Source organism: Vibrio sp. RC586, from assembly GCF_000176715.1.
Classification (GTDB): Bacteria; Pseudomonadota; Gammaproteobacteria; order Enterobacterales; family Vibrionaceae; genus Vibrio.
The window spans coordinates 63,466-86,183 of the sequence record NZ_ADBD01000013.1 but is presented as its reverse complement, the minus strand read 5'-3'; the positions used below and the strand labels follow the sequence as shown (position 1 = coordinate 86,183).

Sequence of the window (22,718 nt, the reverse complement as noted above, 5' to 3'; positions counted from 1 at the left end):
ACTTTCAAAATAAGCTGCACAAATCCTGTACTGATAAGGAGATAGCATGCGCTCAATCAAAGCGATGTTTGCACTACTATTTTGCTTAATGGCGGTCTTATCTGTAGCCATGTTTAAAATCACTCGGCAAGTGGCCGATCTTAGGCTAGAAAGCCACCAGCACAGTGGGCAGCTTTATCAATTTTATCGCTTATCTCAAGAGCTAAAGCAAAGCTCCGATCATTTGACCAAGTTTGCTCGTGCCTACGCCAGTACAGGAAATGAACGTTGGTTGCGCTTATTTAATCAGGTGTTGGATGTCCGTAATGGTAAGTTGCCAGCACCGGTGAACAACGACTATGAATTCTGGGATGTGGCTGTACTTAATGGCAACAACGCTCGGGAGCCGATCTCACCTGATCACTATCCATCGCTCATTGAGCGTATTCGTCAGTCAGGCATCGATTCTGTAGAATTTTTAGAATTACAAAATGCTTTAGCTTTATCCGATCAGCTTGTTGCGTTAGAACGTGAAGCGTTTATGGCCGTAACTGGATGGAAAAAAGAGTTTCAAGGCGAGTATCGCTATACAGGTGAACCAGATCTGAACTATGCGCGCTCTCTGCTCTACAGTGAAAAATATTTTCTCGAAAAAGCCAAAATTATGGCCGCGATTGGTTCTGCGCACGCCAATATCGTTCAGCGCATTGAATCTCAAATGAAAGCGGTGGATGAACAGGCACTGTATTACGAAAGGCTAAACCTGATTCTGGTGGCGGTTTTATTGGCGGCGATCATCGCTTCTTTTATCTTGCTTTGGATTGTATACATCGCCCCATTAACCACCTTACTTAAAACGGTGGTCAAACAGGTACGCAGTGAAGATTACGAGTTTACGCTCACACAAAAAGCGTATGGCGAGCTACAGCGTTTTATCGATAGCTTAAACGTGGTATTTCACCATATTGCTGAGCAGTTGAGTTTTAATACCTTGGTGAAAGATTTCAATATCATCATCCGAAATAACCCAACAACGGAAGCGCTGTGTCAACAGGTAACGCAATTTTTATTGCATCAGTTTCCCGTTGAATTGATCGGACTGTATATCTACCGTGATGGCATTCTTACTCGTGTGGCAGGAGTTGGCCAAGCGGAGTTGGCTCTGCGTGAATACAGTGATCCCACAACCACGCATTTTAGTGTGTTACGTTCTGGAAAGCCTTATGCCATGAAAGCGCTTGGAGGCAATTACCAAGTGGTCTCTGCATCAGGAACGATAGCGCTGAATGAAGTCTATTATTTGCCTTTGCACGTGAACTCGCAGCCTATTGCACTCCTTGAGTTGGGTACAGTGGGGATGATCAGTATTCAGCAGTACCACTGGTTGTCACAAATGCTGGATGATCTTTCTGTGGCGATTCAATTGACGCAAAATGCTGAACTTCAACGTTTAGCTGAACGAAAAGTGCTTGAGCAGTCCCAACTCAACCAAGAGATTTTAGATGCCACTCCGAATCCTATGTATTGCTTAAGTGCGAATGGCACTTTCTTAACCGTTAATGCCCAGTTTCTCGAGATGGTTGGGTTGGAAAGCAACGAAGTGATTGGTAAACAGCCACAAGAAATTTTTCCGGATTGCGTTGCGGATTGTTTTGCTCAAGCCCATACATTGCTCACTCAGCAGCAAAGTAGCCAAAACTATGAAATATCCATGACAGATCACAAAGGTATACAGCACGAAATGCTGGTGTATGAAGCTTCATTCGGTGATAGAGCCGATAAAGTTAATGGCATAGTAGGCCTGCTGCTTGATCTCACTGAGCGTAAAGTCATGGAGCAGGAACTGCGTGAAGCCAAAGATGCGGCAGATGCGATGAGCCAAGCCAAAGGGGATTTTTTGGCTAATATGAGCCATGAGATTCGCACGCCCATGAACGCCATTCTAGGCATGGCACATTTGGCATTGAATACTAAATTAGATACCACGCAACGTAAGTACGTTACCCGAATTAATGAATCGGCCAAAAATTTGTTGGGCATCATTAATGAGATTCTCGATTTTTCAAAAATAGAAGCGGGAAAACTCAATGTGGAACGAATTGATTTCAATCTCGATGATGTGTTGGATAACGTCACTGCGGTGATTTCATTGAAAGCACAGGAGAAAGGTATTGAGTTTTTGATGGACATCGACCCCCATATTCCTTTGGGGCTGATTGGTGATCCCCTGCGTCTTGGGCAAGTCATCGTTAACTTGTGTGGCAATGCGGTGAAATTTACTCACCAAGGTGAAATTGTGATTACCGCTCGTGTAAGCCAACTCAATGATCAGTACGTCACGCTGGGTTTTGCAGTTAAAGATACGGGAATTGGCATCGCGAAAGAAAAGCTCACCGATTTATTTAACGCTTTCTCACAAGCCGATAGCAGTATTACCCGACAATATGGTGGTACCGGATTGGGTTTGAGTATCAGCAAACAGTTGGTTGAGCTGATGGGGGGGCAAATCTCAGTTCGCAGTACGGAGGGAGAGGGATCCATCTTTGAGTTTTCAGTCGTCTGTGGCTTACAAGAAGCAAAAATGCGTGATATTGCTCAGCCTGTACATGGGTTGGCAGATAAACGAGTGTTGGTGGTGGATGATAACGATTCTGCCCGTAACATTTTGGACTCATTACTTACGGCGATGCGCTTTAATGTCGTGACTGTGAGTAACGGGTTTGAAGCGTTGTCGGAAATTCAGCACAAGAAATTTGATATGTTATTTGTGGACTGGAATATGCCAGGAATGAACGGCATTGAGTTATTGACCCGAGTGCAATCGCTTGGTCTTCGTGAAAAAACGAAATGTTTCCTTGTTACTGCGTATGGACGTGACATTAATCTCGATGGAGAAAATGGCAAACTGGTTGATGCACTTATCGTTAAGCCTGTTAATCCCTCCAATTTGTTGGATGCGATCGTAACCAGCTACGGTATTGAACATGTCAGACATAAACATTCAGAACACCATCCACACAGTAAACCCAATTTCAAAGGAAAGAGCGTTCTCTTAGTTGAAGATAATGAAGTGAACCAGGAAGTTGCACTTGGTTTGCTTCAAGATACAGGACTCAGGGTTACGGTTGCCAATAATGGCCAAGAAGCGTTAGAGAAGATTGAGCAAGCTCGTTTTGATCTTGTTCTCATGGATATGCAGATGCCAGTGATGGATGGAATTACTGCCACTAAGCGCATTCGTGCAGATAAACGTTGGAAAGATCTTCCCATTGTGGCAATGACGGCGAATGCAATGACGGTGGATATTGAGCGTTGTACCCAAGCTGGCATGAATGATCACCTTTCAAAACCTATTGATATTGATAAGTTTTATTCAGTCCTAAAACAATTTTTGCTAGAGGAGTTGATACTCGAAGAATCAGCAATAAGGCCTAGAGATAGGGCAAACGAATTAACGACTTCTTCTGCGCGAGATCTTCCTAAGTTAACTGGTATTGATGTTGAACAGGCGATTTACCGGATTGGAGGGAACCAACAGCGTTATTTTGAAATTCTGCGTCATTTTATTACAAGCCAGCAGCAAGAGTTGGCGAGAATCCCAACCCTGATTACAGAGCAAGATTGGGAGTCTGCAACTCGTGTCGCTCATACCTTAAAAGGGTCTGCCGCCAACTTAGGCTTAGATGAGTTGGCTAAGATTGCTTCGGAGATGGAGCAAGGCTTATGCGAACAGGTTGAACCAGCCTCAACACAGCTAGAGCAAACTCAAGCCATACTGACACAGGTTAGTGAAGAACTTTTAAGGTGGGATAAGTTGCATAGTTATTCGGATCTGGATAAAAACTTTGACTCAACGGCGTGGTACCAACAACTTCAGCAAGCGATTAAAGATTATGATGTTATCGCGCTTAGTTTGTGTAAACCGATTCGACAAGTAACCGCGTGGGATTCAACCCAACAAACCGAGCTGATCAATGCGATTGAAAACTTTGATTTTGAGCAAGCTAAGCAGCTTTTGGAATCGTACCCCGCTATTTAAACACGAGATGGCTAAGCACTCCTCCTCGACAAATGAGTCAGGAGGAGTGCAGATTGAATTAAAGACTGGCGAGAATGGTTTCAGCTTTACTCAACTCGAATGTTTTAGGTGGTTCTACATTGAGTAACGTCACCATATTATTCTCAATTACCATCGCGTAGCGTTGTGACCGGATTCCACCAAAACTTCCAGTGTTCATTTCTAGCCCGAGAGCCTGCGTAAAAGAGGCATCACCATCGGCTAACATGAGTATCTCACTCGCATTTTGGTTTTCCCCCCATGCCTTCATGACAAAGGCGTCATTGACGGAAACGCAAGCAATCAAATCAACGCCTTTCTCTTTAAATTTGTCTGCAAGTACGACATAACCGGGCAAATGCGCTTCAGAGCATGTTGGGGTAAAAGCTCCTGGGACAGCAAACAGCACGACTTTTTTGTTTGCAAATAGAGTATGTACTGAATGTGTCAACGTACCTTCCGCGGTGCGTTGGCTAAGTTGAACATTTGGGAGGGTTTGTCCGATAGCAATCATTTTCATTTCCTTAATTAAGATGATTAGTCTGTTTGGCTTGGTGTGCGGATAGTGTAGATGCTTGCTCGCCAAACAAATAGAGACGATTAATAAGGGTATTTAGATCTTTATGTTCTTGATGTCATTTATGCTGGCCTGCCGATAATAGACTATTTCAGGCGCATTGAAGCAAGTCTTGAACCGCAGTCTAAACTTCATAGTAGTAATCTGGTCATTTCGATGTATTTTTATTCAAAATCAAAGGTTGAGTTTATTTCTCATAATTAACACTCTGCGACAAAATTGACATAATCCCCATGAATTCTGTGATCAAAAAATAGATAATTAGCCGCTTTGATTGACGCCCCAATAAAAAATATTGAACTCTTGCCGGAAGATAAAAACAAAGGCTTAATCAGCAACGAAGGAATGCCACCATCGTCAGACAACGTCAGTAAGATCTGAACTATTCACTAATGCAATGGTTCGTTTGAGTCAATAAAGGCTAGCAACAAATATAACAAGAGACCCGTTCATTGATTTCGATGATACGGTTATTTGCGTTGCACTCGAATTCTGGGGGCAGATAAAATTTTCCAGACTAATGCCTGAAATCGTGAGGACTTGAGACAGTCGCCGTTTCTGACATGAAGGACAATTAGAATAATGAAAGTACATAGACTTTTGGCTTGCTATTGGCTGCAGGTATGCTCAGCGGGGTTACTGCTCATGAGCTCTTCAGCTCAGGCTGTCGTAGAGCATATTTCTGATTATTTTGTGGAAACATGGACATCAACGGATGGTTTGCCACATAACAGCATCAATAGTATTGCTCAGACACGAGATGGCTATTTATGGTTTGCTACATGGGAAGGCGTTGTACGTTATAACGGCATCAGTTTTGAGCTGTTTGACCGTAGCCCACAAACAGGGATGGAAGATTCAGGCACACGAACCTTATTACCTATGAATGGTAATGGTTTGCTGGTGGCGGGAGCGCGAGGAAGCATCACACAACGATTGAGCTATGGTTGGTATCCTTTTAGCCCCGCGCCCAGTTTGGTCAATGGTGCTTTGATTGATGACGAACAAAACCTGTGGCTTGCGATTGAAGGTATGGGGGTTATGGTTCGTCCCGCTTTAGGAAGTGAAGGATATGGTCCAGATCGTTGGTTGTTAACGGATGTTAGTGCTTATCGATTAGTTAAAAACCCGCAAGGTGTCGTGTTTGCGGCCACCGATAAAGGGTTGTACCGTTTTGACAACTTCAAACCTTCGGTTGTCGATTTGCCCAATGGACGTTATCAACGAATTAACTATGTTTCTCTTAGTTCAGAGCGGGCGTTAGTGATTGCGACTGAGCACGGCGTATGGCTTGAAAAAGAGGGTCGCTTTCAATCACTGTTTGTACCTTTAGAGAAAGAATCGGTTACTTTGGCAGAGCAAGACCGTGTGGGGAATTGGTGGATTGGAACGGTTAACCGTGGTATCGCTCGACTTAAAAATCAACAACTGCAATTTTTAGAACCCAATCGTGGTTTGCCGCATAGCCGAGTTTTATCTTGGTATCAGGATATCGAAGGTAGCATTTGGGTCGGTACGAATGCAGGTTTGATGCGTTTACGTGATGCTCCTTTTATCAATATCAACAGTGACAAAGGTTTGGTTGGTAATTATGTCCGCGCCATACTCCCTCTTGATGATCAGCGCGTGATTGTCGGCACCAGTAGTGGATTAAGCATCATTGAGGATGGACTCGCGCACGATGCAATGCGCCAGAAAGTGGGTACACGTCCCTCCGTTTTGAGTTTAGCCAAGTCTAATTCTGTTGATGGGGGGATTTGGGTTGGTAGTGTGCAGCAAGGCTTACTGTTTTGGAGAAAGGGCTTTATCACCCGGATATTGGATGAAAATGATGGCTTGCCAAGTAATGAGGTGAGAGCAATTGTTGAAGATGATAAAAACAACCTATGGATCGGAACCCCCAATGGCATTGTGAAACGCTCACCTCAAGGTAAGCTCACCACTTATAACAAAAGCAATTCACTTCTACCGGACGACTACATCATGGCTCTAGCTCTGGATGCCAAAGGCCAATTATGGGTAGGAAGTGCCGTAGGGGTTGCTTATTTTGATGTTCAAGGTCAGATCCATCCAGTTAATTTGAGTCAAATGGAGCAAGCTCAATATGTGTTTGGTTTCTATATGGAACCGGATTACGTTTGGATGGCGACCGACCGAGGAATGGTGCGTTATCGCCTCATTGATGGCCGTTTGTCTTTGGTTGGCCGAGCGGCAGGATTGCCGATCGATAAGTTTTTTCAAATGCTGCGAGATAATGAAGGTCATGTTTGGTTATCCAGTAATCGTGGAGTTTGGAAGCTGAATTATGATCAGATGCAGGCCGTTGCGGACGGAATAGGCAATGAGATTGAATTTGAGCACTTTGATGAAGGTGACGGGATGGCAACCAGTCAGGCGAATGGTGGAACGAATCCTGCTGCGGCAAGCCTACCGAATGGTGAATTGCTTTTTGCCACCGCCAAAGGGGTGGCTAGTATTAAAGTTCAACGCTTACAGCAACTAAGTGAATTACGTTTACCTGTGGTTTTAGAGTCGGTCAGTTTTGATAGTGAAAGTATTAATCCTGAGTTACAACATGGTGCTCCAGCAGGGACTAATCGAATCAGCTTTGATTATGTTGGACTGGGTTTTGTCATGTCTGAGCGATTGCAGTACCGAACCAAACTGCAAGGCTTTGACCAAAATTGGTCTTACCGAGGTCACAATACGTTAGCTGAATACACCAACCTAGAGCCAAGGGATTACCAGTTTTTCGTGAGTGCTCGGTATCCCTATGGCGAATGGAATGATGCCGCGTATAGCTATAGTTTCACCATTGAACCTCATCTTTGGCAGCGTAAAGAAGTTATCGTCTTGGCAGTACTGATGGTCATCGCCTTATCGGTTTCTGTGGTGATGTGGCGGATTAGAGTGATGAAACGGCGAGAGAAGTACCTCGTTGAACAAGTCGCTCTCCAAACTCAGAAACTACGTTTTCAAGCCGATAAATTTGAACGGTTGTCCAAAGAAGATGAATTGACTGGACTCGCCAATCGCCGCGCGTTTGATATGTCTCTTAAACAGGCATTTACTCAACTGCCCGATCTGCCGCTTTGTATCGCAGTATTGGACATTGACCACTTCAAACAGATTAATGATCGTTATTCCCATATCATTGGAGATCAGGTGATCGTGTCTGTTTCACAGCAGTTACTGAAATATGTTGGAGACAAAACGAAAGTTGCCCGCTGGGGGGGCGAGGAATTTACGGTCTTGTACTTTGGTCCTCAACAAGAGGCTTGGGGTTATTTTGAACAGTTGAGGCACGTAATCGAACAGGTGGATTTCTCGACAGTTGACTCAGGGCTCACTGTGACGGTGAGTATAGGTTTCGCGGACTCTCAACAAGCAGAATGTTATGAAACGGTGCTCAAACTTGCGGATCATGCGCTGTTGACCGCAAAGCAACTGGGTCGTAACCGAGTTGTCAAAAGTGAAGAGTGGCAAATAGAAAGCGGTCTCAGTTGAGACCGTTTTACTCTACATGAACTTCGTTTGCCCTAGTTATTACAGGACTTTACAAGCGAAACCTTTCAGGTAGAAGCCTTCAGGGTAAGCGGTATCCGTTGGGTGATCGGCAGCTTGCTCAAAGCGCTCGACAAATTTCACATCACGACTCGCATCAAGGGCGGCATCCGCAATGATTTTTTGGAAGAGCACTTGATCCATCAAACCAGAACAAGAATAAGTCAGCAGTGTGCCACCTGGCTTTAGAATCTGCATCGCCAGCATGTTGATGTCTTTGTAACCACGACATGCACCATCTAATTGAGCTTTAGATTCAGCAAATTTCGGCGGATCCATTACCACTACATCAAAACGCGTACCTTGGTCACGGTATTCGCGCAGCAACTTAAACACATCAGCGTTTAAGAACACCGCCCGTTTTTTGCTGATATCAAATCCGTTCAATTCCGCATTGAGTTTGGCAGTATCTAACGCCGGTTGAGATACATCAGCGTTGATCACACGTTTTGCTCCGCCTTTTAGTGCGTACAAGCCGAAACCGCCGGTGTAAGAGAAACAGTTCAGCACTTCTTTATCTTTCACGTATTTCATGGATTGGAAACGGCTGTCTCGCTGATCCAGATAGAAACCCGTTTTGTGTCCCCCCACAATATCAACGCTAATCTTGACGCCATTTTCTTCAATCACGAGCGATTTTGGTGGTAATTCACCATGAAGTACACCAACGCGTTCTTCCAAACCTTCTTTCTTACGTACGGCAACATCGGAACGCTCATAGATATGGCACTCAGGGAAACAGTGAATTAATGCTTCAATTAAGGTTTGCTTTTGGTATTCCGCACCAGCACTCAGTAACTGACAAACGAGATAATCTTGATATTTGTCGATAGTAATGCCTGGTAAACCATCAGATTCCGCTGCAATTAAGCGATAACCGGTTAATCCATCACGCTCAATAATATCGTTACGCAGCAGTTGTGCTTGCTCGATACGCTTAATGAAGAAATCACGATCAATGGGTTGTTGCTCGAAGCTCCACACGCGTGCGGTAATTTGTGAGTGTGGCGAGTAGGCGGCTTTCGCTAACCATTTACCCTCAAAGGAATAAACATCGATGGTCTCACCCAACTCAGGAGTCCCTTCGACTTTGCTGATCCCACGAGAAAAGATCCAGGGATGTTTACGACGCAAAGATTTGTCACGGCCTTTGACCAAATAAATTGCAGGAGTCATTACGCTACTCTGATGGAAATACAAATGGGCGGCTATTGTCGTGGAACTGAGTGTGAAAAGCAAAAGAAAAGAGCCGCATTAGCGGCTCCAGTATTAGGCGTTAAGCCCAGTTAGCAATCGTTCCAGTTGATCACTTTGTTGGCGCAGCTGTTTGATGGTATGCGTTGTAGATTGAATCGTTTTGTGAATCCCAGAGGCTTGTTGGCGGATCTCTTCCACACTCGCTGCGATATTATCGGCTACTACGCCTTGCTCTTCTGAGGCCGTGGCAATTTGCACACTACTGTCAGAGATAGACTGGTTCTTCTGGGCAAGGGCATTAATTTCACCACTCACTTCACTCATTAGCTGATGACCTTGATTAGCACTGGTGACCGTCACTTGCATAAGTTGAGTCAAAGATTGGCTGTTACGCTGCAATGCCTCAATCATAGATTGGATTTCAACTGTAGCGCTTTGCGTTCTGCCGGCAAGTGCTCGAACTTCATCCGCGACCACAGCAAAACCGCGGCCTTGTTCACCAGCGCGTGCCGCTTCGATTGCCGCATTTAAAGCTAGCAGATTGGTCTGTTCTGAAATCGCATTAATCGTAGTCACCACCGCATCAATTTTTGCTGCATTGGTATCGAGTTCGACTACGGCATGAGATGCCGAACCGATTTCATTAGCTAATTTCCCAACCGATGTGAGGGTTTGAGTCACTTTTGCTTGGCCAGAGTGCGCCACACGTTTAGCTTCTTCAGTTTGTTGGCTAGAATCTTGAGCAAGGCCTGCCACTTCCCGAATAGTGGAAGCCATTTGCTCTGTAGCACTGGCCAGAGAATTGAGATGTTCTTGCTGGCTCTCTGATGCCGTTGCGCTACTTTGCGCTGATAAATTGAGGTCTGAGCTGATCTGTTGCATCAGTGCAACTGACTCTTGAATGGAGTGAACCAGTCTTTGTTCACGATCAGCCACTTTATCGAAAGTAATCGCAATTTCACTGAACTCATCACGCACTGGGAAGTAGTTCATACGATAGGTCAAGTTACCTTTCTCTAGTGTTTCAAGGGCTTTGTGCAGGGAGAACATGGCACCACCAATGAAAGTCATGATGTAGTAAACCCCAGCGGCCATCGTCAGCAAGGTAACCCCGATCACTAACCAGTGGTGTAAGGTTAAGGTATGCCATAGATCTACATCGTGTTGCATGGTCAAACTAAATGCCCCATCCATCACTGAAATGGCCTCAGCACCACTACCAAAAACAATAGTGTCAGAGTCAGCTATTATTGAAGAGACTTGTTGTTTTGTGAGTGAGCCTGCTTCGATAAGATCTTTCATCAACAGCAATTCTTGGCTATAAAGCTGTTGCAACATCAAATCAGCGGCACTATCGAGTGCTAAAGTGACGATTACTAGTGCTGCCATAGGTAGTAAAAATAACAGATAGAATTTTTCTTGGATTTTGAGATGGATGAGATATTTATCTATCCAACGAAAGGGGATCTCTTTCATAGTTACGACTCGTGTTCTGGTGAATAGGGCATCAGAAAGGTTATGCAGTGCGGAGTATATCATTCGCTTGATTTAGGGGGTAATGCGATGGTAACAAAATGCGACATATTCATAGTGTCTGGCCATGTACAAGGGGTGGGGTTTCGCTACCATACTGCTCACCAAGGTTTGAAATTAGGCTTGACGGGGTATGCGAAAAATCTCCACGATGGGGATGTGGAAGTTGTGGCTTGTGGTTTACCTGAAAAACTTGATGAATTGTATGTGTGGCTGCAGGTTGGCCCCAAAACAGCCCATGTTAAGCAAGTGATTCGCTCAAGTTGCGAACCAGAAAAAGAGTACCCCGGTTTTGAAATTTTATAGTGAGTAAAATTGGCGAAAATCTATCGAGAAGCTTCGCCAATTGCCATCAATTGTCAAGCATTTACAAACACTTGGCAGGTTTTGGTAATCCGGCAAGCTTGGTGGCTTGTTTTGCAGGGCCTTTAGGAAAGAGCTTGAACAGGTATTTGCTGTTGCCTTTATCTGGGCCGTGTTCCTTTTCCATCGCTTTCACTAGCATACGAATGGCTGGTGAGGTCTTAAACTCCTCGTAGAAGCGGCGTACGAAATGCACAACTTCTAAATGAGCGTCCGTGAGTTCAATCCCTTCTTGCTGCGCCAATAGCGTGATCATTCCCTCTTCCCATTGAGTAAAGTCGAGAAGGTAGCCTTGTGCGTCGGTTTCGATAGTTTGGCCTTGATATTCAAGCATGATGAGTTTCTGTGATTGGAAATTTTCGCATAGGGTAGCGAAGCTCAAGGTTGGGCTCAAGTACAAAAAAGCCCGATGTTATACATCGGGCTGAGAGACTCATTGAGCGGCGAATTAATCGTCGTTCATAATACCCAGAATGCTCAGCAAACTTGTGAACAGGTTCAGGATATTCAAGTACATAGAAATTGTTGCTGAAATGTAGTTGGTTTCTTCACCACGTACAATACGGCTAGTATCAAACAGAATGAAACCAGAGAAGAGCAGTGCTGAGGCACCACTGATAGCCAGATGCGCAACGCTTGAGCCAACAAAGATATTGATCAATGAAGAAACAATCACAATGATCAGGCCAGCAAACAGGAAGTTACGCATGAAAGAGAAATCTTTCTTGCTAGTGATTGTGTAGGCCGACAGACCTAAAAATACCATACCGGTTAAGCCCAGAGCTTGTGCAATCACGATAGGGCCATTTGGCATCGCAGCATAGAAGTTCAGTATTGGACCAAGCGCACCGCCCATCAGTCCAGTAAAGACGAAAGTCCATACAATGCCGGATGAAGAGTTAATCGCTTTTGGCATTACAAAAAACAGAATACCAATAGCAGCCAACTGCATCACCAATGCAAAGATTGGAGAGATGCCGATAGCCATGGTCGCCATTGCTGCAATAGCACTGGTGACTAAGGTCATAGAAAGCAGGAAGTAGGTATTCTTCAGAACCTTGTTGGTTTCAAGAGTACGTTCCATGCCGGAAGTTCGGGTAAACATTGGCGTATTCATACTTTTCCTCTGTTAAAAGTACTGATTGCTACAGGGACAGTTATGAGGCTCAATGCCATAAATTTCAAGCCCCTTGAGCTGTCTAAATCAATAATAATCAAATTCAGTTGTTAGGGTTATGTTGAGTTGTAACACGATATTTCATTAAATTGCGTAAATGTGATTATTGTATTTCGATGAATTTAAAATAATTCAGAAGCGGTTAACGCTTCTGAATCTTTGGTGACTTGTGAATCTTTCACTCTTAGTGGTGCAATATCTGAGCTAGGAAGTTTTGTGTACGGTCCGATTGCGGATTCTCGAAGAATTCTTTTGGGTTATTTTCTTCAATGATTTCTCCTGCATCCATGAAGATGACGCGGTCCGCTACTTCTTTTGCAAATCCCATCTCATGGGTTACACACAGCATGGTCATGCCTTCTTCGGCAAGTTCGACCATAACATCCAGCACTTCACGGACCATTTCAGGGTCGAGAGCTGACGTGGGTTCGTCAAAGAGCATCACTTGTGGACTCATGCACAGAGAACGAGCGATGGCTACACGCTGTTGCTGACCGCCTGAAAGCTGGCCTGGATATTTATCCGCTTGTTCAGGAATGCGTACTCGCGATAGGTATTTCATCGCAATTTCTTCCGCTTTATCTTTAGGCATTTTCTTTACCCAAATTGGTGCGAGGGTGCAGTTTTCCAGAACTGTTAAATGCGGGAAAAGATTGAAGTGCTGAAAGCACATCCCGACTTCACGGCGCACCAGTTCGATGTTTTTCAAATCTTCCGTTAATTCATTACCCGCCACGATGATTTGTCCCTTTTGATGTTCTTCTAGTCGGTTAATGCAGCGGATCATGGTGGATTTTCCAGAGCCGGAAGGTCCACAAATAACGATTTTTTCCCCTTTTTTGACATTCAAATTGATGTTCTTTAGAACATGAAATTGACCATACCATTTGTTCATGTCTTTAATTTGAATCATAAATTCTTGGTTGAGTTGTTGCGTCATAATTCGTTCCTTGAGAGTGACTTATCGTTTGTGACCGGTGTGGAGCTTGCCTTCAAGCCAAATCGAATATCTTGACATGCCAAAGCAGAAGACCCAGAACACTAACGCGACAAAAACATAACTTTCCGTGGCAAAACCGAGCCAATTAGGGTCGGTGTTGGCGGATTGACCAATACCTAAAACATCGAACATACCAATAATCAAAACTAGACTGGTGTCTTTAAACAGCCCGATAAAGGTATTCACGATCGATGGGATAGTGATTTTTAGAGCCTGCGGTAAAATGATCAGCCCCATCTTTTTCCAATAACTAAGCCCGAGTGCATCCGCAGCCTCATATTGACCTTTCGGGATGGCTTGCAAGCCCCCACGAATCACTTCGGCCATATAGGCGGCACTGAACATGACGACGCCGATTAAGGCGCGAAGCAATTTATTGATCTCAGAGCCTTCAGATAAAAATAGCGGTAGCATTACAGAAGCCATAAACAGTACGGTAATGAGTGGAACACCACGCCACACTTCAATATACACAGTACATAAACTGCGAATGATCGGCATATCGGAACGACGTCCTAAGGCAAGTGCAACACCAATCGGCAGTGAGACAATGATGCCGACCAAGGCAATGATCAAGGTGACGAGCAAGCCGCCCCATTTATGTGTTTCAACCACTTCCAGACCAAACACTCCACCATATAACAGTATGGCGGCGAAGAAAGGGTAGATGTTGACAAAAACAAGCCAGATCCAACCTCTTTTCGGTGTTTTCTCATACGCAAGCAGTGCTACGAAAATCGCTAGAGTGATGAAAAAGAGTCGTGGTCGCCACAATTCTGCCGCAGGGTAGAAGCCGTACATAAACTGCTCCCAGCGTGTGCTGATGAATACCCAACATGCTCCATCAAGAGTGCAGTCGTTACGAGTGCTTCCACTCCAGTTGGCATCGAGAATCGCCCAGTGGAAAATATGCCAAAGACCTTGCAGTGCAAAATAGCCTAATATTAATGTCGCTAGGGTATTAAAGGGGCCATTGAATAAATTTTTCCGTAACCAGCCAATAAGTCCTGTGGTGTTACTTGGTGGCGGCAAGCTTGGTTGAAATTGATGTGTCTTCATAATTATCTCTCCACCAAAGCGACTTTTCGGTTGTATAAATTCATGAGTGCTGAGGTGAGCAAGCTCAAACTCAGATAAACCAACATGGTCATTGAGATGATTTCAATGGCTTGGCCTGTTTGGTTGAGAGTGGTACCAGCAAAAACAGAAACCAAATCAGGGTAACCAATCGCCATTGCAAGAGAGGAGTTTTTGGTTAAGTTCAGATATTGGCTAGTTAGCGGCGGGATAATGATGCGCAAAGCTTGCGGAATAATGACCAGTTTCAAGGTTTTTGAGCGCGGTAATCCCAGTGACATCGCAGCTTCGGTTTGACCATGGCTCACTGCGTTGATGCCTGAGCGTACAATTTCGGCAATAAATGAAGCGGTATAAATAGTAAGTGCAACAAGTAATGCCGCGAGTTCAGGTAAAACGGTGAGCCCGCCTTGGAAATTGAATCCACGTAATGCAGGGTATTCCGCACTAATTGGTTGGCCGAGTAAAAAATAAACCAAGAGAGGGAAACCAACGCAACCAATGAGTATGTATCTTCCCATTGGTGTTTGTTGCCCAGTTAATCGCTGACGGTTATTGGCCCAAATGCTCAACAACCAACAAGCAGCGATCCCCATAAGGAGAGAAATAAATACCCATAAGCTACCCGATTCAAAAATCGGTTTGGCTAAGTAGAGGCCTTTAACATTGAGATAGAGCCATTCGCCAAGGTGCATGCTATTTTTGGCTGAAGGTAGCGCTTGTAGCACAACGAAATACCAAAAGAAAATTTGCAGAAGAAGTGGGATATTACGGAAAGTTTCAATATACACCGCAGCGAGACGACTGATGAGCCAGTTCGTGGAGAGTCGGGCAATACCTAAAGCAAACCCTAACAATGTGGCGAAAAAAATCCCTAATACAGAAACTAGGGCAGTGTTGAGTAGACCGACCAAAAAAGTACGGCCATAGCTGTAGGTTTCATCATAGTCCACTAAAGATTGGCTAATGCCAAATCCAGCGACATGGTCTAGAAAAGCAAATCCTGTGGCAATACCTCGGGATTCAAGGTTATTTAAGGCATTGTTTACTATGGTGTATAGAAAAAAACCTAAGGCACATACAGCTATTAGCTGAAAAAGAACAGATCGAAAAGTTGGGTTATAAAGCAAATTGACATGCTTTGAATGTGCGTCAGAAGGTTGAGACGCAGGAGTATTTGTAGGTTTCATACAGCTGTAACCTCTTATCCATTTATATCTAGCGAATGGCTAAATAAGATTTCCTTTTTGACTTGAAGCTTCAGTACGCAAGTTGTAAAGATGACGTACTGAAACTTCAAGGTGATCAGGTATTGTTATGAGTGTTGATTAACGGATAGGTGGCGCATACATAAAACCGCCTGCGTTCCAAAGAGCATTTACGCCGCGGTCAATTTTTAGTGGAGAGCCGGAGCCAACAGTGCGCTCAAAGCTTTCGCCGTAGTTACCTACTTGTTTGACAATCTGATAGCTCCAGTCATCTCGGATGCCGAGGCCAGTACCTTTCGGACCATCAAGACCTAAGATACGTTTTACTTCTGGGTTCTCGGATTTCATCATCTCATCAACATTTTTTGAGGTGATGCCGTACTCTTCCGCATTGACCATCGCGTAAAGAACCCATTTAGCAACGTTGAACCATTTATCATCATCTTGGCGTACAACGGGTCCCAAAGGTTCTTTAGAAATGATTTCGGGAAGAACGACCGCTGCATCTGGTTTCTCTAGATTTAGGCGGAGAGCATACAAGCCGGATTGGTCGGTAGTGAGCACATCACAACGACCCGCATCAAAGCCTTTTGAGGTTTGTGCTGAGGTATCAAATACCACCGGTTTGTATTTCATGCCGTTATTGCGGAAATAATCCGCGAGGTTGAGTTCTGTAGTGGTTCCAGATTGGACACACACAGAGGCTCCGTCCAGTTCTTTCGCGCTTTTGATCCCCAAGTCTTTTTTCACCATAAAGCCTTGGCCATCGTAGTAGTTCACGCCAACAAAGTTAAGGCCCAGAGCGCTATCACGCTGCAGAGTCCATGTGGTGTTACGCGACAGAACATCAATTTCACCTGATTGTAGTGCCGTGAAACGTTCTTTCGCGGTGAGAGGAACGAATTTAACCTTGGTTTTATCGCCGAGCACTGCAGCTGCAAGCGCTTGGCAATACTCAACATCAATCCCTTCCCAATCCCCTTTTGCATTAGGGTTAGAAAACCCTGGTAAACCTGTACTGACGCCACAAGTAATAAAACCTTGTGATAACACTTTGTCTAGTGTGCTTTCTGCGGCGGATGCCGAATAAGTCATTAGCGCCGATGAGGCCGCAATGACAGAAGCAAGAACAGTGAGTTTAGTCGCCATTTGTATCCTTCCTGTTTGATCCGTTTTTGACCAGGTGACACCTGATACAAGGGTTCATTTATGTTGTGTTTCTTTGTTATAGGTTGCTGCTGATGTAGTTGCACATTGACAAATCAACCAGTTGTAAGCGTAGGTAAGGATGAACAATTTCTCAAATTACCGTTGAAAAGAGTTGCTTTTCATCAATCCCCTAACTGCGCCAAGAATGAACAATTGTTAAATTAATGTAAATAGTTCGACTGGGTGACAGAATAGTGCAACAGAATGGCATAACGAAGATGAAACAGAATTCTAATTAATAGTTCTGTAAATTTGTTAAGGATTGGTGATTTACGCTAAATAATGGGTGAAATTTGCACAGATTTTATTTCATTTTTTTATGAGATGCTTTTTCTGCTCCAATTTTGGTAGCATGGTTTGCAGTTAAGGATAGACAAACCATAAGAAGTACTATGCGCTATTTTCCGTTGTTTTTGGATCTGACGAATAAACCGGTATTGGTGGTTGGCGGTGGTGAGGTGGCTTGCCGAAAAATTGATGCACTATTGAGAGCGGATGCCAAAGTAACCGTGATTTCTCCGCAGGTTGCGCCAACATTACAAGGCTGGATACAGGAAGGGAAATGTCATTGGATTCAGCATTTTTATTCATCTCACTGGTTAGAGAAACGTTACGTGCAGGTGTGGGCAACCACAGACAATCCAGAGCTTAATCATCAGGTACACAAGGATGCGAAAGAGCAGGGGATTTTAGTGAATGTGGTTGATGATCAACCCTATTGCGATTTTCTTACTCCATCTATGATCGAGCGGGGGCGGATCCAACTGGCAATTTCTAGTGGTGGTGCCTCTCCGGTCCTGATTCGTAATATTCGTGAAACCATCGAATCCGTGTTAGCACAAAACCTTGGATTGCTTGCCGATTTTGGGGCATCAAAACGCAATTCGATTAAAGACTTTCTGCCGAGTGTTGATCTGCGTCGGCAATTTTGGGAGCGTTTTTTTGCTCACCCAGAAGTGAAAAATGCTTCAAGCAGAGAAGTTCTAGAACGCATATATATTCAATCTCTGGATGGAGTGGTAGATAAGTGCGCAGCCGTGACTTGGATCGAATTTGGATGTGACGTTGAATTGCTTTCACTGAAGGCTCTACGGCACATGCAACAAGCGGAATTGATCTTGCACACGCAAGATTGTCCATTTGCGTTTATTGATCTTTGCCGGCGTGATGCTCAGCGACAAGGTTTTTACTCTTCAACCGAATTGAGCACTCTACTTTTACAAGCTCAGAGAGAAGAACAAACGATCTGTGTGTTGATTCCTAGAGGAAGCAGCGAATACGTGTTACTGCAAGGTAAAGCATGTGTGTTGAAGTTAGCTCAACAGAGCTGATAAGGTAAGGCGAGGTCGCCTTACCTGCAAAATATTAAGCTTCGCTTAGGCAGCCTAGAACAAAGTGCTCAATCGCAACGGCGACTCCATCTTGATCATTACTGAGTGTTATGTGATCCGCAATACGTTTGGTTTCTTCCATAGCGTTGGCCATCGCAATCCCCAATCCTGCATATTCGAGCATGTGGTGGTCGTTTTCCGCATCGCCCATGCAAATAACCTCACAGGCGTCTATGCCTAAATGTTGTGCAATTGCTTTTACTCCTACTCCTTTGTTACTGCCTATATTCAGAAACTCTAGAAAGAAAGGGGCACTTTGTACCACAGTGAAGTCGTTACGCCATTCAGCAGGCAAGTGGCTGATCGCTTGGCTGAGTTTTTCCGGCTCTCCCACAATCATGCTCTTAATGATCGGATGATTATCTTCTAATTGCTCAAAATCCATTTCGGTGATTGATACACCATTAATTGTGGCTTCAACTTCGGTATATTGGCTTGTTTTAGGTGTTATCAAACCATGAATCTGGCTAAACGCATGAGTATTAAGTCCCCATTCTTGTGCAAGACGAGCAACACGTTTCGCTGATTTCCCATCTAAGATTTGTTGATGAATAATCTGCCCGTTCGCCACGTTGGCTACCATTGAACCGTTGTAATAGAGCACATAGTCGTTATCACTGGTTAATTTTAGCTCTTCGAGCTTACTGCGCATACCATCAAGCGGACGGCCTGAGGCAAGCACAACGTGAATACCTTGCTGACGAGCTTGGGCAATGGCTTGCTTAGTGCGTGGAGAGATCTGCTTTTGGCTATTGAGTAGTGTACCGTCCATGTCGAGCGCGATCAGTTTATACATCAGTTACCTACGTAAAATGGAAGAAGAGATGGAGCTCGATTATATACACTTCCAATTCGAACTGTGAGCAAACAAGGTAATAAATGAAAACATGAGTAATTTTGTATGTTGTTACCGCAATTAAATTGACCTTGATCGCCTTCTCCATTATGGTCTGCCCCCAGAAATTCTGTTTATCCATGTTAGGTAGTTTATCTTGTACCGAATCAATGAAATGTTTGAAACCATCCAAGGTGAGGGTGTATTTACTGGGGTTCCTGCAGTATTTGTGCGCTTGCAAGGTTGTCCTGTTGGCTGTGCTTGGTGTGATACTAAGCAAACGTGGGATATGTTGGAATCTGAACAAACTGATTTTTCACACATTCTCTTGAAAGCGGGCGACTCTCCAACTTGGTGCCAAGCCAGCGCACAAGATGTGGTACAACGCTATCAAACACAAGAGTATCAAGCGAAGCATATTGTGATCACTGGTGGTGAGCCGTGTATTTATGATTTAACCGAACTGACACAGGTTTTCGAAGCAATTGGTTGTCAGTGTCAAATCGAAACCAGTGGGACGTATGAAATACTTGCTACGCCCAATACTTGGGTGACGGTGTCACCCAAAGTTGCCATGAAAGGGAAATTACCAATTTTGGATTCTTCCTTACAGCGTGCTAACGAGATTAAACACCCCGTTGCAACGGAAAATGACATCGAGAACCTTGATGCATTGTTGTTGCGTGCAAAAGTCAGCTCGGCCACTGTCATTGCTTTACAGCCTATCAGCCAAAAGCCGAGGGCAACAGAATTGTGCATTCGTACTTGTATTGCACGCAATTGGCGTCTTTCCATCCAAACTCACAAATATCTGAATATTGCTTAGAAGGAACACTGAATGAAAAAAGCCGTTGTCGTGTTTAGTGGTGGCCAAGACTCAACAACTTGTTTAGTGCAAGCGTTAAAAGAATTTGATGAAGTGCACGCTATCACTTTTGATTATGGTCAGCGCCATAAGCTAGAGATTGAAATCGCCCAGAAATTGGCGAAACAGTTGGGTGTTACCGCGCATAAAGTGATGGATGTAAACCTGCTCAACGAGTTGGCAATCAGTTCTTTAACCCGTGATGACATTCCCGTTTCTCATGAATTGCAAGCCAACGGTTTGCCGAATTCATTCGTTCCGGGGCGCAATATTCTGTTTTTGACTTTAGCCGGTATCTACGCTTATCAAATTGGGGCTGATACGGTGATTACCGGCGTCTGTGAAACGGATTTTTCAGGCTATCCCGATTGTCGAAATGATTTTGTACAATCCATGAACCAAGCGTTAGCGAAAGGAATGGATATGTCACTGAACATTCGTACACCGCTCATGTGGCTCAATAAAGCGCAGACATGGGCACTGGCCGATCAGCTTGGCGCGCTTGAGCTCGTTCGTAAGCAAACGTTAACCTGCTACAACGGGTTGATTGGTGATGGCTGTGGTGAATGTCCAGCCTGTCATTTACGCCAAGCTGGGTTGAATGAATATCTCGAAAATCGCACGGCTATTTTGAATACATTGGTGATGAAGCAGTCCGTATCACAGTAGTGTAATCTTGTGCATCAATAAAGCCGCCCCGACCTTGTTGTTTGGCGATGTTCATGGCTTTATCCAAATAAGGGTAGATACTGTGAAAATTCGCCAATGCTCCCTCTAGTGCCAGATAACTCATGGTGATGCTTAAATTGAATGGGTTTTCGGTAGCCGATTCCGTTTGTGCGTTGACTGAGTGATGAAGAGTGAAGAGGTGAGTTTCAGCGCGGCTTCGTTCACAGTTCGGAAGTATAAGTAAAAATTCATCGTCACCGATTCGGCATAAGAAGTCTTCATTTCGGAACTGGGAACGTAAAGCGTCAAAGATGTCTTGCATGGCTTTATCGCCACTCTCATAGCCAAATCGTTCATTAAACTGACGAAGTTGATCGATATCGAGCAGGGCAATAAGGTGTGTTTGTTCAGCTTGCTTGCAAGATTTGAGCTTGGTTAAACGTTCCAAACCAGCATTTCGATCAATGACACCTTGCAACATGTCCAACTTAGCAGAATTGCTCTTTTTCTTAGGGCGGTAGTATGCAAAGGGCAGAGCAACGGCAAGTGTAAGAATCAAAATAGACAGTGAAATACGTTGCCATTTTAGGAAGTCGTATTTCTTCACTAAGGTTTGATAGTTTTCCCTCCAAAAATTCGCACTGTGCTTTTCCTCGAATTCCGCTTTGGAAAGATTGAGCGCTGCGAATGCTTTCCGTTGTTCACTATCACGAACTTGTAACTCATTCTCTGCATATTGTTTATACCAAACCAAAGCCTGTTGGTACTGTTGTTGAGTATCAGCAACGGTTGCTAATTGTAGATATGCCTTAGCTTTAATCCGAGGCAATGATGCTTGGTCACTAATCGTTACCGCTTGGTTTGCGTAGTTGGAGGCTTGTGTATATTTTTGTTCTTTGAAATAGGCTTGTGAAAGTGCGAGATAAATCAGTCCTTTTAGGTTCTGATCTTGATGCTTGTTTACATATTCCAGGGCTTGTAGCAGGTGCTGATCACCCTCGGTAAAGTTTCCTAATTCAATGTACGCCTTACCCAAACCAAGGTGAACATAAGCTAATCCAAACAAATAGCCGGTAGGGGAAATCCGTTGTTCTGCTTGATAAAAATGCCGGATACTTTCTTGATACATTCCTTGTTTGAAATAAGCATCACCTAAGCTGTGCTCTACTTGTGCGAGCAATAAGGCGTTATTTTGTTCTGTTCGGTATTCTAACGCTTTGTTTAGATATTCAAGCGCAGCTTCATGTTGTCCCAACGTGCTCATTAATAGCCCCACATCATTGTATACGCCTGAAGGGTCTACATAGTCGGGTAGCAATTTAAGTAACAACTCATAAGTCTCCGATGCTTCTTGATATTCACCTAAAAACTCAAGGTTATTTGCTACCAAATGTAAGCCTCGGTAGCGTGGAAAAAGTGGGTCTGCTGAATTAAGCAGCCTCTGATCCATTTGGGAACAATAAAAACGTGCTTTATAGGGGCGGCCACTACGCTGGTATAGCCGGCAAAGATGATACTCAAACAATACCAATCCATCTTGATCGTCGATCTCGTTCATATCGGCGTAAAACGCCAGATAGGCTTCTTCAGCTTTTTGGTAATTTAGTGCTTCCTCATAATTAAGCGCTTCAACGAAACGACGTTCTGTTTCTGAATAAGCATCTTGATTGCTAGTTGCTTCCCCGAAGTAAGGTTGGCTTCTGAGCACAAAATACCCATGGATTTTGGATGCCAGATAAAGTTTTTCAGCTCCTGAGGGGAGGGCGAAATAGCGGTCATGTAATAGTTGCAAAGCACTATCACCATTTTTATGTAACGACTTCTCGTAGACCTCTTCCCATGAGGATCGTTCAAAAGCATAACAAAATGATGAGAAGAGACTGAAAGCAAGCAAAGCGCATTGCAAATAAAGTTTCATAATTAAATTCTGTGATCTTAGTTCGGGAAATATACAGAACGATCTCTTGATAAACAACGCGTTGCTCTAGCAGTTCTCTTGAATTGTGACGGTGACAGC

16 protein-coding genes and 2 pseudogenes are annotated in these 22,718 nt (G+C 44.1%); 7 read left to right on the top strand and 11 right to left on the bottom strand.

Going from position 1 to position 22,718, the window contains the following annotated elements; all coding sequences use genetic code 11:
• Positions 1 to 46: 46 nt before the first annotated feature.
• Both VOA_RS05040 and VOA_RS20525 read left to right on the top strand, forming a co-directional pair.
• Positions 47 to 3,373: pseudogene (locus VOA_RS05040) on the top strand (response regulator); the annotation flags it as partial.
• Between the two features lie 75 nt (positions 3,374 to 3,448).
• A pseudogene (locus tag VOA_RS20525) lies at positions 3,449 to 4,018 on the top strand (Hpt domain-containing protein); the annotation flags it as partial.
• Positions 4,019 to 4,076: 58 nt separating this feature from the next.
• Here the strand turns inward: VOA_RS20525 and VOA_RS05045 are convergent.
• Positions 4,077 to 4,550 (bottom strand): peroxiredoxin, encoded by a 474-nt coding sequence (locus VOA_RS05045; RefSeq protein WP_000560327.1) that lies wholly within the window; start codon positions 4,548 to 4,550, stop codon positions 4,077 to 4,079.
• Between the two features lie 645 nt (positions 4,551 to 5,195).
• On the opposite strand from VOA_RS05045, the gene VOA_RS05050 reads away from it, so the two are divergent.
• A complete protein-coding gene (locus VOA_RS05050; protein WP_000862887.1) occupies positions 5,196 to 8,120 on the top strand; it encodes a ligand-binding sensor domain-containing protein in 2,925 nt (974 codons plus the stop codon).
• 39 nt (positions 8,121 to 8,159) lie between these two features.
• Here the strand turns inward: VOA_RS05050 and VOA_RS05055 are convergent, their stop codons facing one another.
• Positions 8,160 to 9,353, bottom strand: a complete 1,194-nt coding sequence (locus tag VOA_RS05055) for a class I SAM-dependent methyltransferase (RefSeq protein WP_000186565.1) — start codon at positions 9,351 to 9,353, stop codon at positions 8,160 to 8,162.
• Between the two features lie 93 nt (positions 9,354 to 9,446).
• On the bottom strand, positions 9,447 to 10,850 hold the full coding sequence (locus VOA_RS05060) for a methyl-accepting chemotaxis protein (protein WP_000659061.1): 1,404 nt from the start codon (positions 10,848 to 10,850) through the stop codon (positions 9,447 to 9,449).
• 87 nt (positions 10,851 to 10,937) lie between these two features.
• Here VOA_RS05060 and yccX point away from each other — a divergent pair, with 87 nt between their 5' ends.
• Complete coding sequence (yccX, locus tag VOA_RS05065; RefSeq protein ID WP_032468361.1) at positions 10,938 to 11,213, top strand: acylphosphatase; 276 nt, start codon at positions 10,938 to 10,940, stop codon at positions 11,211 to 11,213.
• Positions 11,214 to 11,274: 61 nt separating this feature from the next.
• Here the strand turns inward: yccX and VOA_RS05070 are convergent, their stop codons facing one another.
• From VOA_RS05070 to VOA_RS05090, 6 genes are all read right to left on the bottom strand, one after another.
• Positions 11,275 to 11,604, bottom strand: a complete 330-nt coding sequence (locus VOA_RS05070; protein ID WP_000895413.1) for a TusE/DsrC/DsvC family sulfur relay protein — start codon at positions 11,602 to 11,604, stop codon at positions 11,275 to 11,277.
• Positions 11,605 to 11,718: 114 nt separating this feature from the next.
• Entirely contained in the window at positions 11,719 to 12,387 is a 669-nt protein-coding gene (locus VOA_RS05075) for a Bax inhibitor-1/YccA family protein (protein WP_009356079.1), read from the bottom strand.
• 244 nt (positions 12,388 to 12,631) lie between these two features.
• Positions 12,632 to 13,387: an amino acid ABC transporter ATP-binding protein gene (locus tag VOA_RS05080; protein ID WP_000193741.1), complete on the bottom strand. Its 756-nt coding sequence runs from the start codon at positions 13,385 to 13,387 to the stop codon at positions 12,632 to 12,634.
• 21 nt (positions 13,388 to 13,408) lie between these two features.
• Positions 13,409 to 14,506, bottom strand: a complete 1,098-nt coding sequence (locus tag VOA_RS0118520; protein ID WP_000848143.1) for an amino acid ABC transporter permease — start codon at positions 14,504 to 14,506, stop codon at positions 13,409 to 13,411.
• A 2-nt stretch (positions 14,507 to 14,508) separates the two neighbouring features.
• Positions 14,509 to 15,714, bottom strand: coding sequence for an amino acid ABC transporter permease (locus VOA_RS05085; RefSeq protein ID WP_000805350.1), 1,206 nt, complete (start codon positions 15,712 to 15,714; stop codon positions 14,509 to 14,511).
• Positions 15,715 to 15,852: 138 nt separating this feature from the next.
• Positions 15,853 to 16,881, bottom strand: coding sequence for an amino acid ABC transporter substrate-binding protein (locus tag VOA_RS05090; RefSeq protein ID WP_000201868.1), 1,029 nt, complete (start codon positions 16,879 to 16,881; stop codon positions 15,853 to 15,855).
• Positions 16,882 to 17,333: 452 nt separating this feature from the next.
• Here VOA_RS05090 and VOA_RS05095 point away from each other — a divergent pair, with 452 nt between their 5' ends.
• Positions 17,334 to 18,272, top strand: coding sequence for a precorrin-2 dehydrogenase/sirohydrochlorin ferrochelatase family protein (locus VOA_RS05095; RefSeq protein WP_001268690.1), 939 nt, complete (start codon positions 17,334 to 17,336; stop codon positions 18,270 to 18,272).
• A gap of 34 nt (positions 18,273 to 18,306) precedes the next feature.
• On the opposite strand, the gene VOA_RS05100 is transcribed toward VOA_RS05095, so the two are convergent.
• Entirely contained in the window at positions 18,307 to 19,128 is an 822-nt protein-coding gene (locus VOA_RS05100; protein ID WP_000277393.1) for a Cof-type HAD-IIB family hydrolase, read from the bottom strand.
• Between the two features lie 214 nt (positions 19,129 to 19,342).
• On the opposite strand from VOA_RS05100, the gene queE reads away from it, so the two are divergent.
• Complete coding sequence (queE, locus tag VOA_RS05105; RefSeq protein WP_000464241.1) at positions 19,343 to 19,993, top strand: 7-carboxy-7-deazaguanine synthase QueE; 651 nt, start codon at positions 19,343 to 19,345, stop codon at positions 19,991 to 19,993.
• 12 nt (positions 19,994 to 20,005) lie between these two features.
• The gene (gene queC, locus VOA_RS05110; RefSeq protein ID WP_000710437.1) at positions 20,006 to 20,701 is read left to right on the top strand and encodes a 7-cyano-7-deazaguanine synthase QueC; all 696 of its coding nucleotides are present in this window, start codon (positions 20,006 to 20,008) and stop codon (positions 20,699 to 20,701) included.
• Here queC and VOA_RS05115 read toward each other — a convergent pair.
• Positions 20,658 to 22,619, bottom strand: coding sequence for a diguanylate cyclase domain-containing protein (locus tag VOA_RS05115; protein WP_000780971.1), 1,962 nt, complete (start codon positions 22,617 to 22,619; stop codon positions 20,658 to 20,660). The two genes, queC and VOA_RS05115, sit on opposite strands and share 44 nt — an antisense overlap.
• Positions 22,620 to 22,718: the final 99 nt, after the last annotated feature.

Coding starts and splice junctions, on each gene's coding strand:
- VOA_RS05045 (WP_000560327.1), bottom strand. CDS start 4,550: ATGATTGCTATCGGACAAACCCTCCCAAATGTTCAACTTAGCCAACGC.
- VOA_RS05050 (WP_000862887.1), top strand. CDS start 5,196: ATGAAAGTACATAGACTTTTGGCTTGCTATTGGCTGCAGGTATGCTCA.
- VOA_RS05055 (WP_000186565.1), bottom strand. CDS start 9,353: ATGACTCCTGCAATTTATTTGGTCAAAGGCCGTGACAAATCTTTGCGT.
- VOA_RS05060 (WP_000659061.1), bottom strand. CDS start 10,850: ATGAAAGAGATCCCCTTTCGTTGGATAGATAAATATCTCATCCATCTC.
- yccX (WP_032468361.1), top strand. CDS start 10,938: ATGGTAACAAAATGCGACATATTCATAGTGTCTGGCCATGTACAAGGG.
- VOA_RS05070 (WP_000895413.1), bottom strand. CDS start 11,604: ATGCTTGAATATCAAGGCCAAACTATCGAAACCGACGCACAAGGCTAC.
- VOA_RS05075 (WP_009356079.1), bottom strand. CDS start 12,387: ATGAATACGCCAATGTTTACCCGAACTTCCGGCATGGAACGTACTCTT.
- VOA_RS05080 (WP_000193741.1), bottom strand. CDS start 13,387: ATGACGCAACAACTCAACCAAGAATTTATGATTCAAATTAAAGACATG.
- VOA_RS0118520 (WP_000848143.1), bottom strand. CDS start 14,506: ATGAAGACACATCAATTTCAACCAAGCTTGCCGCCACCAAGTAACACC.
- VOA_RS05085 (WP_000805350.1), bottom strand. CDS start 15,714: ATGAAACCTACAAATACTCCTGCGTCTCAACCTTCTGACGCACATTCA.
- VOA_RS05090 (WP_000201868.1), bottom strand. CDS start 16,881: ATGGCGACTAAACTCACTGTTCTTGCTTCTGTCATTGCGGCCTCATCG.
- VOA_RS05095 (WP_001268690.1), top strand. CDS start 17,334: ATGCGCTATTTTCCGTTGTTTTTGGATCTGACGAATAAACCGGTATTG.
- VOA_RS05100 (WP_000277393.1), bottom strand. CDS start 19,128: ATGTATAAACTGATCGCGCTCGACATGGACGGTACACTACTCAATAGC.
- queE (WP_000464241.1), top strand. CDS start 19,343: ATGTTTGAAACCATCCAAGGTGAGGGTGTATTTACTGGGGTTCCTGCA.
- queC (WP_000710437.1), top strand. CDS start 20,006: ATGAAAAAAGCCGTTGTCGTGTTTAGTGGTGGCCAAGACTCAACAACT.
- VOA_RS05115 (WP_000780971.1), bottom strand. CDS start 22,619: ATGAAACTTTATTTGCAATGCGCTTTGCTTGCTTTCAGTCTCTTCTCA.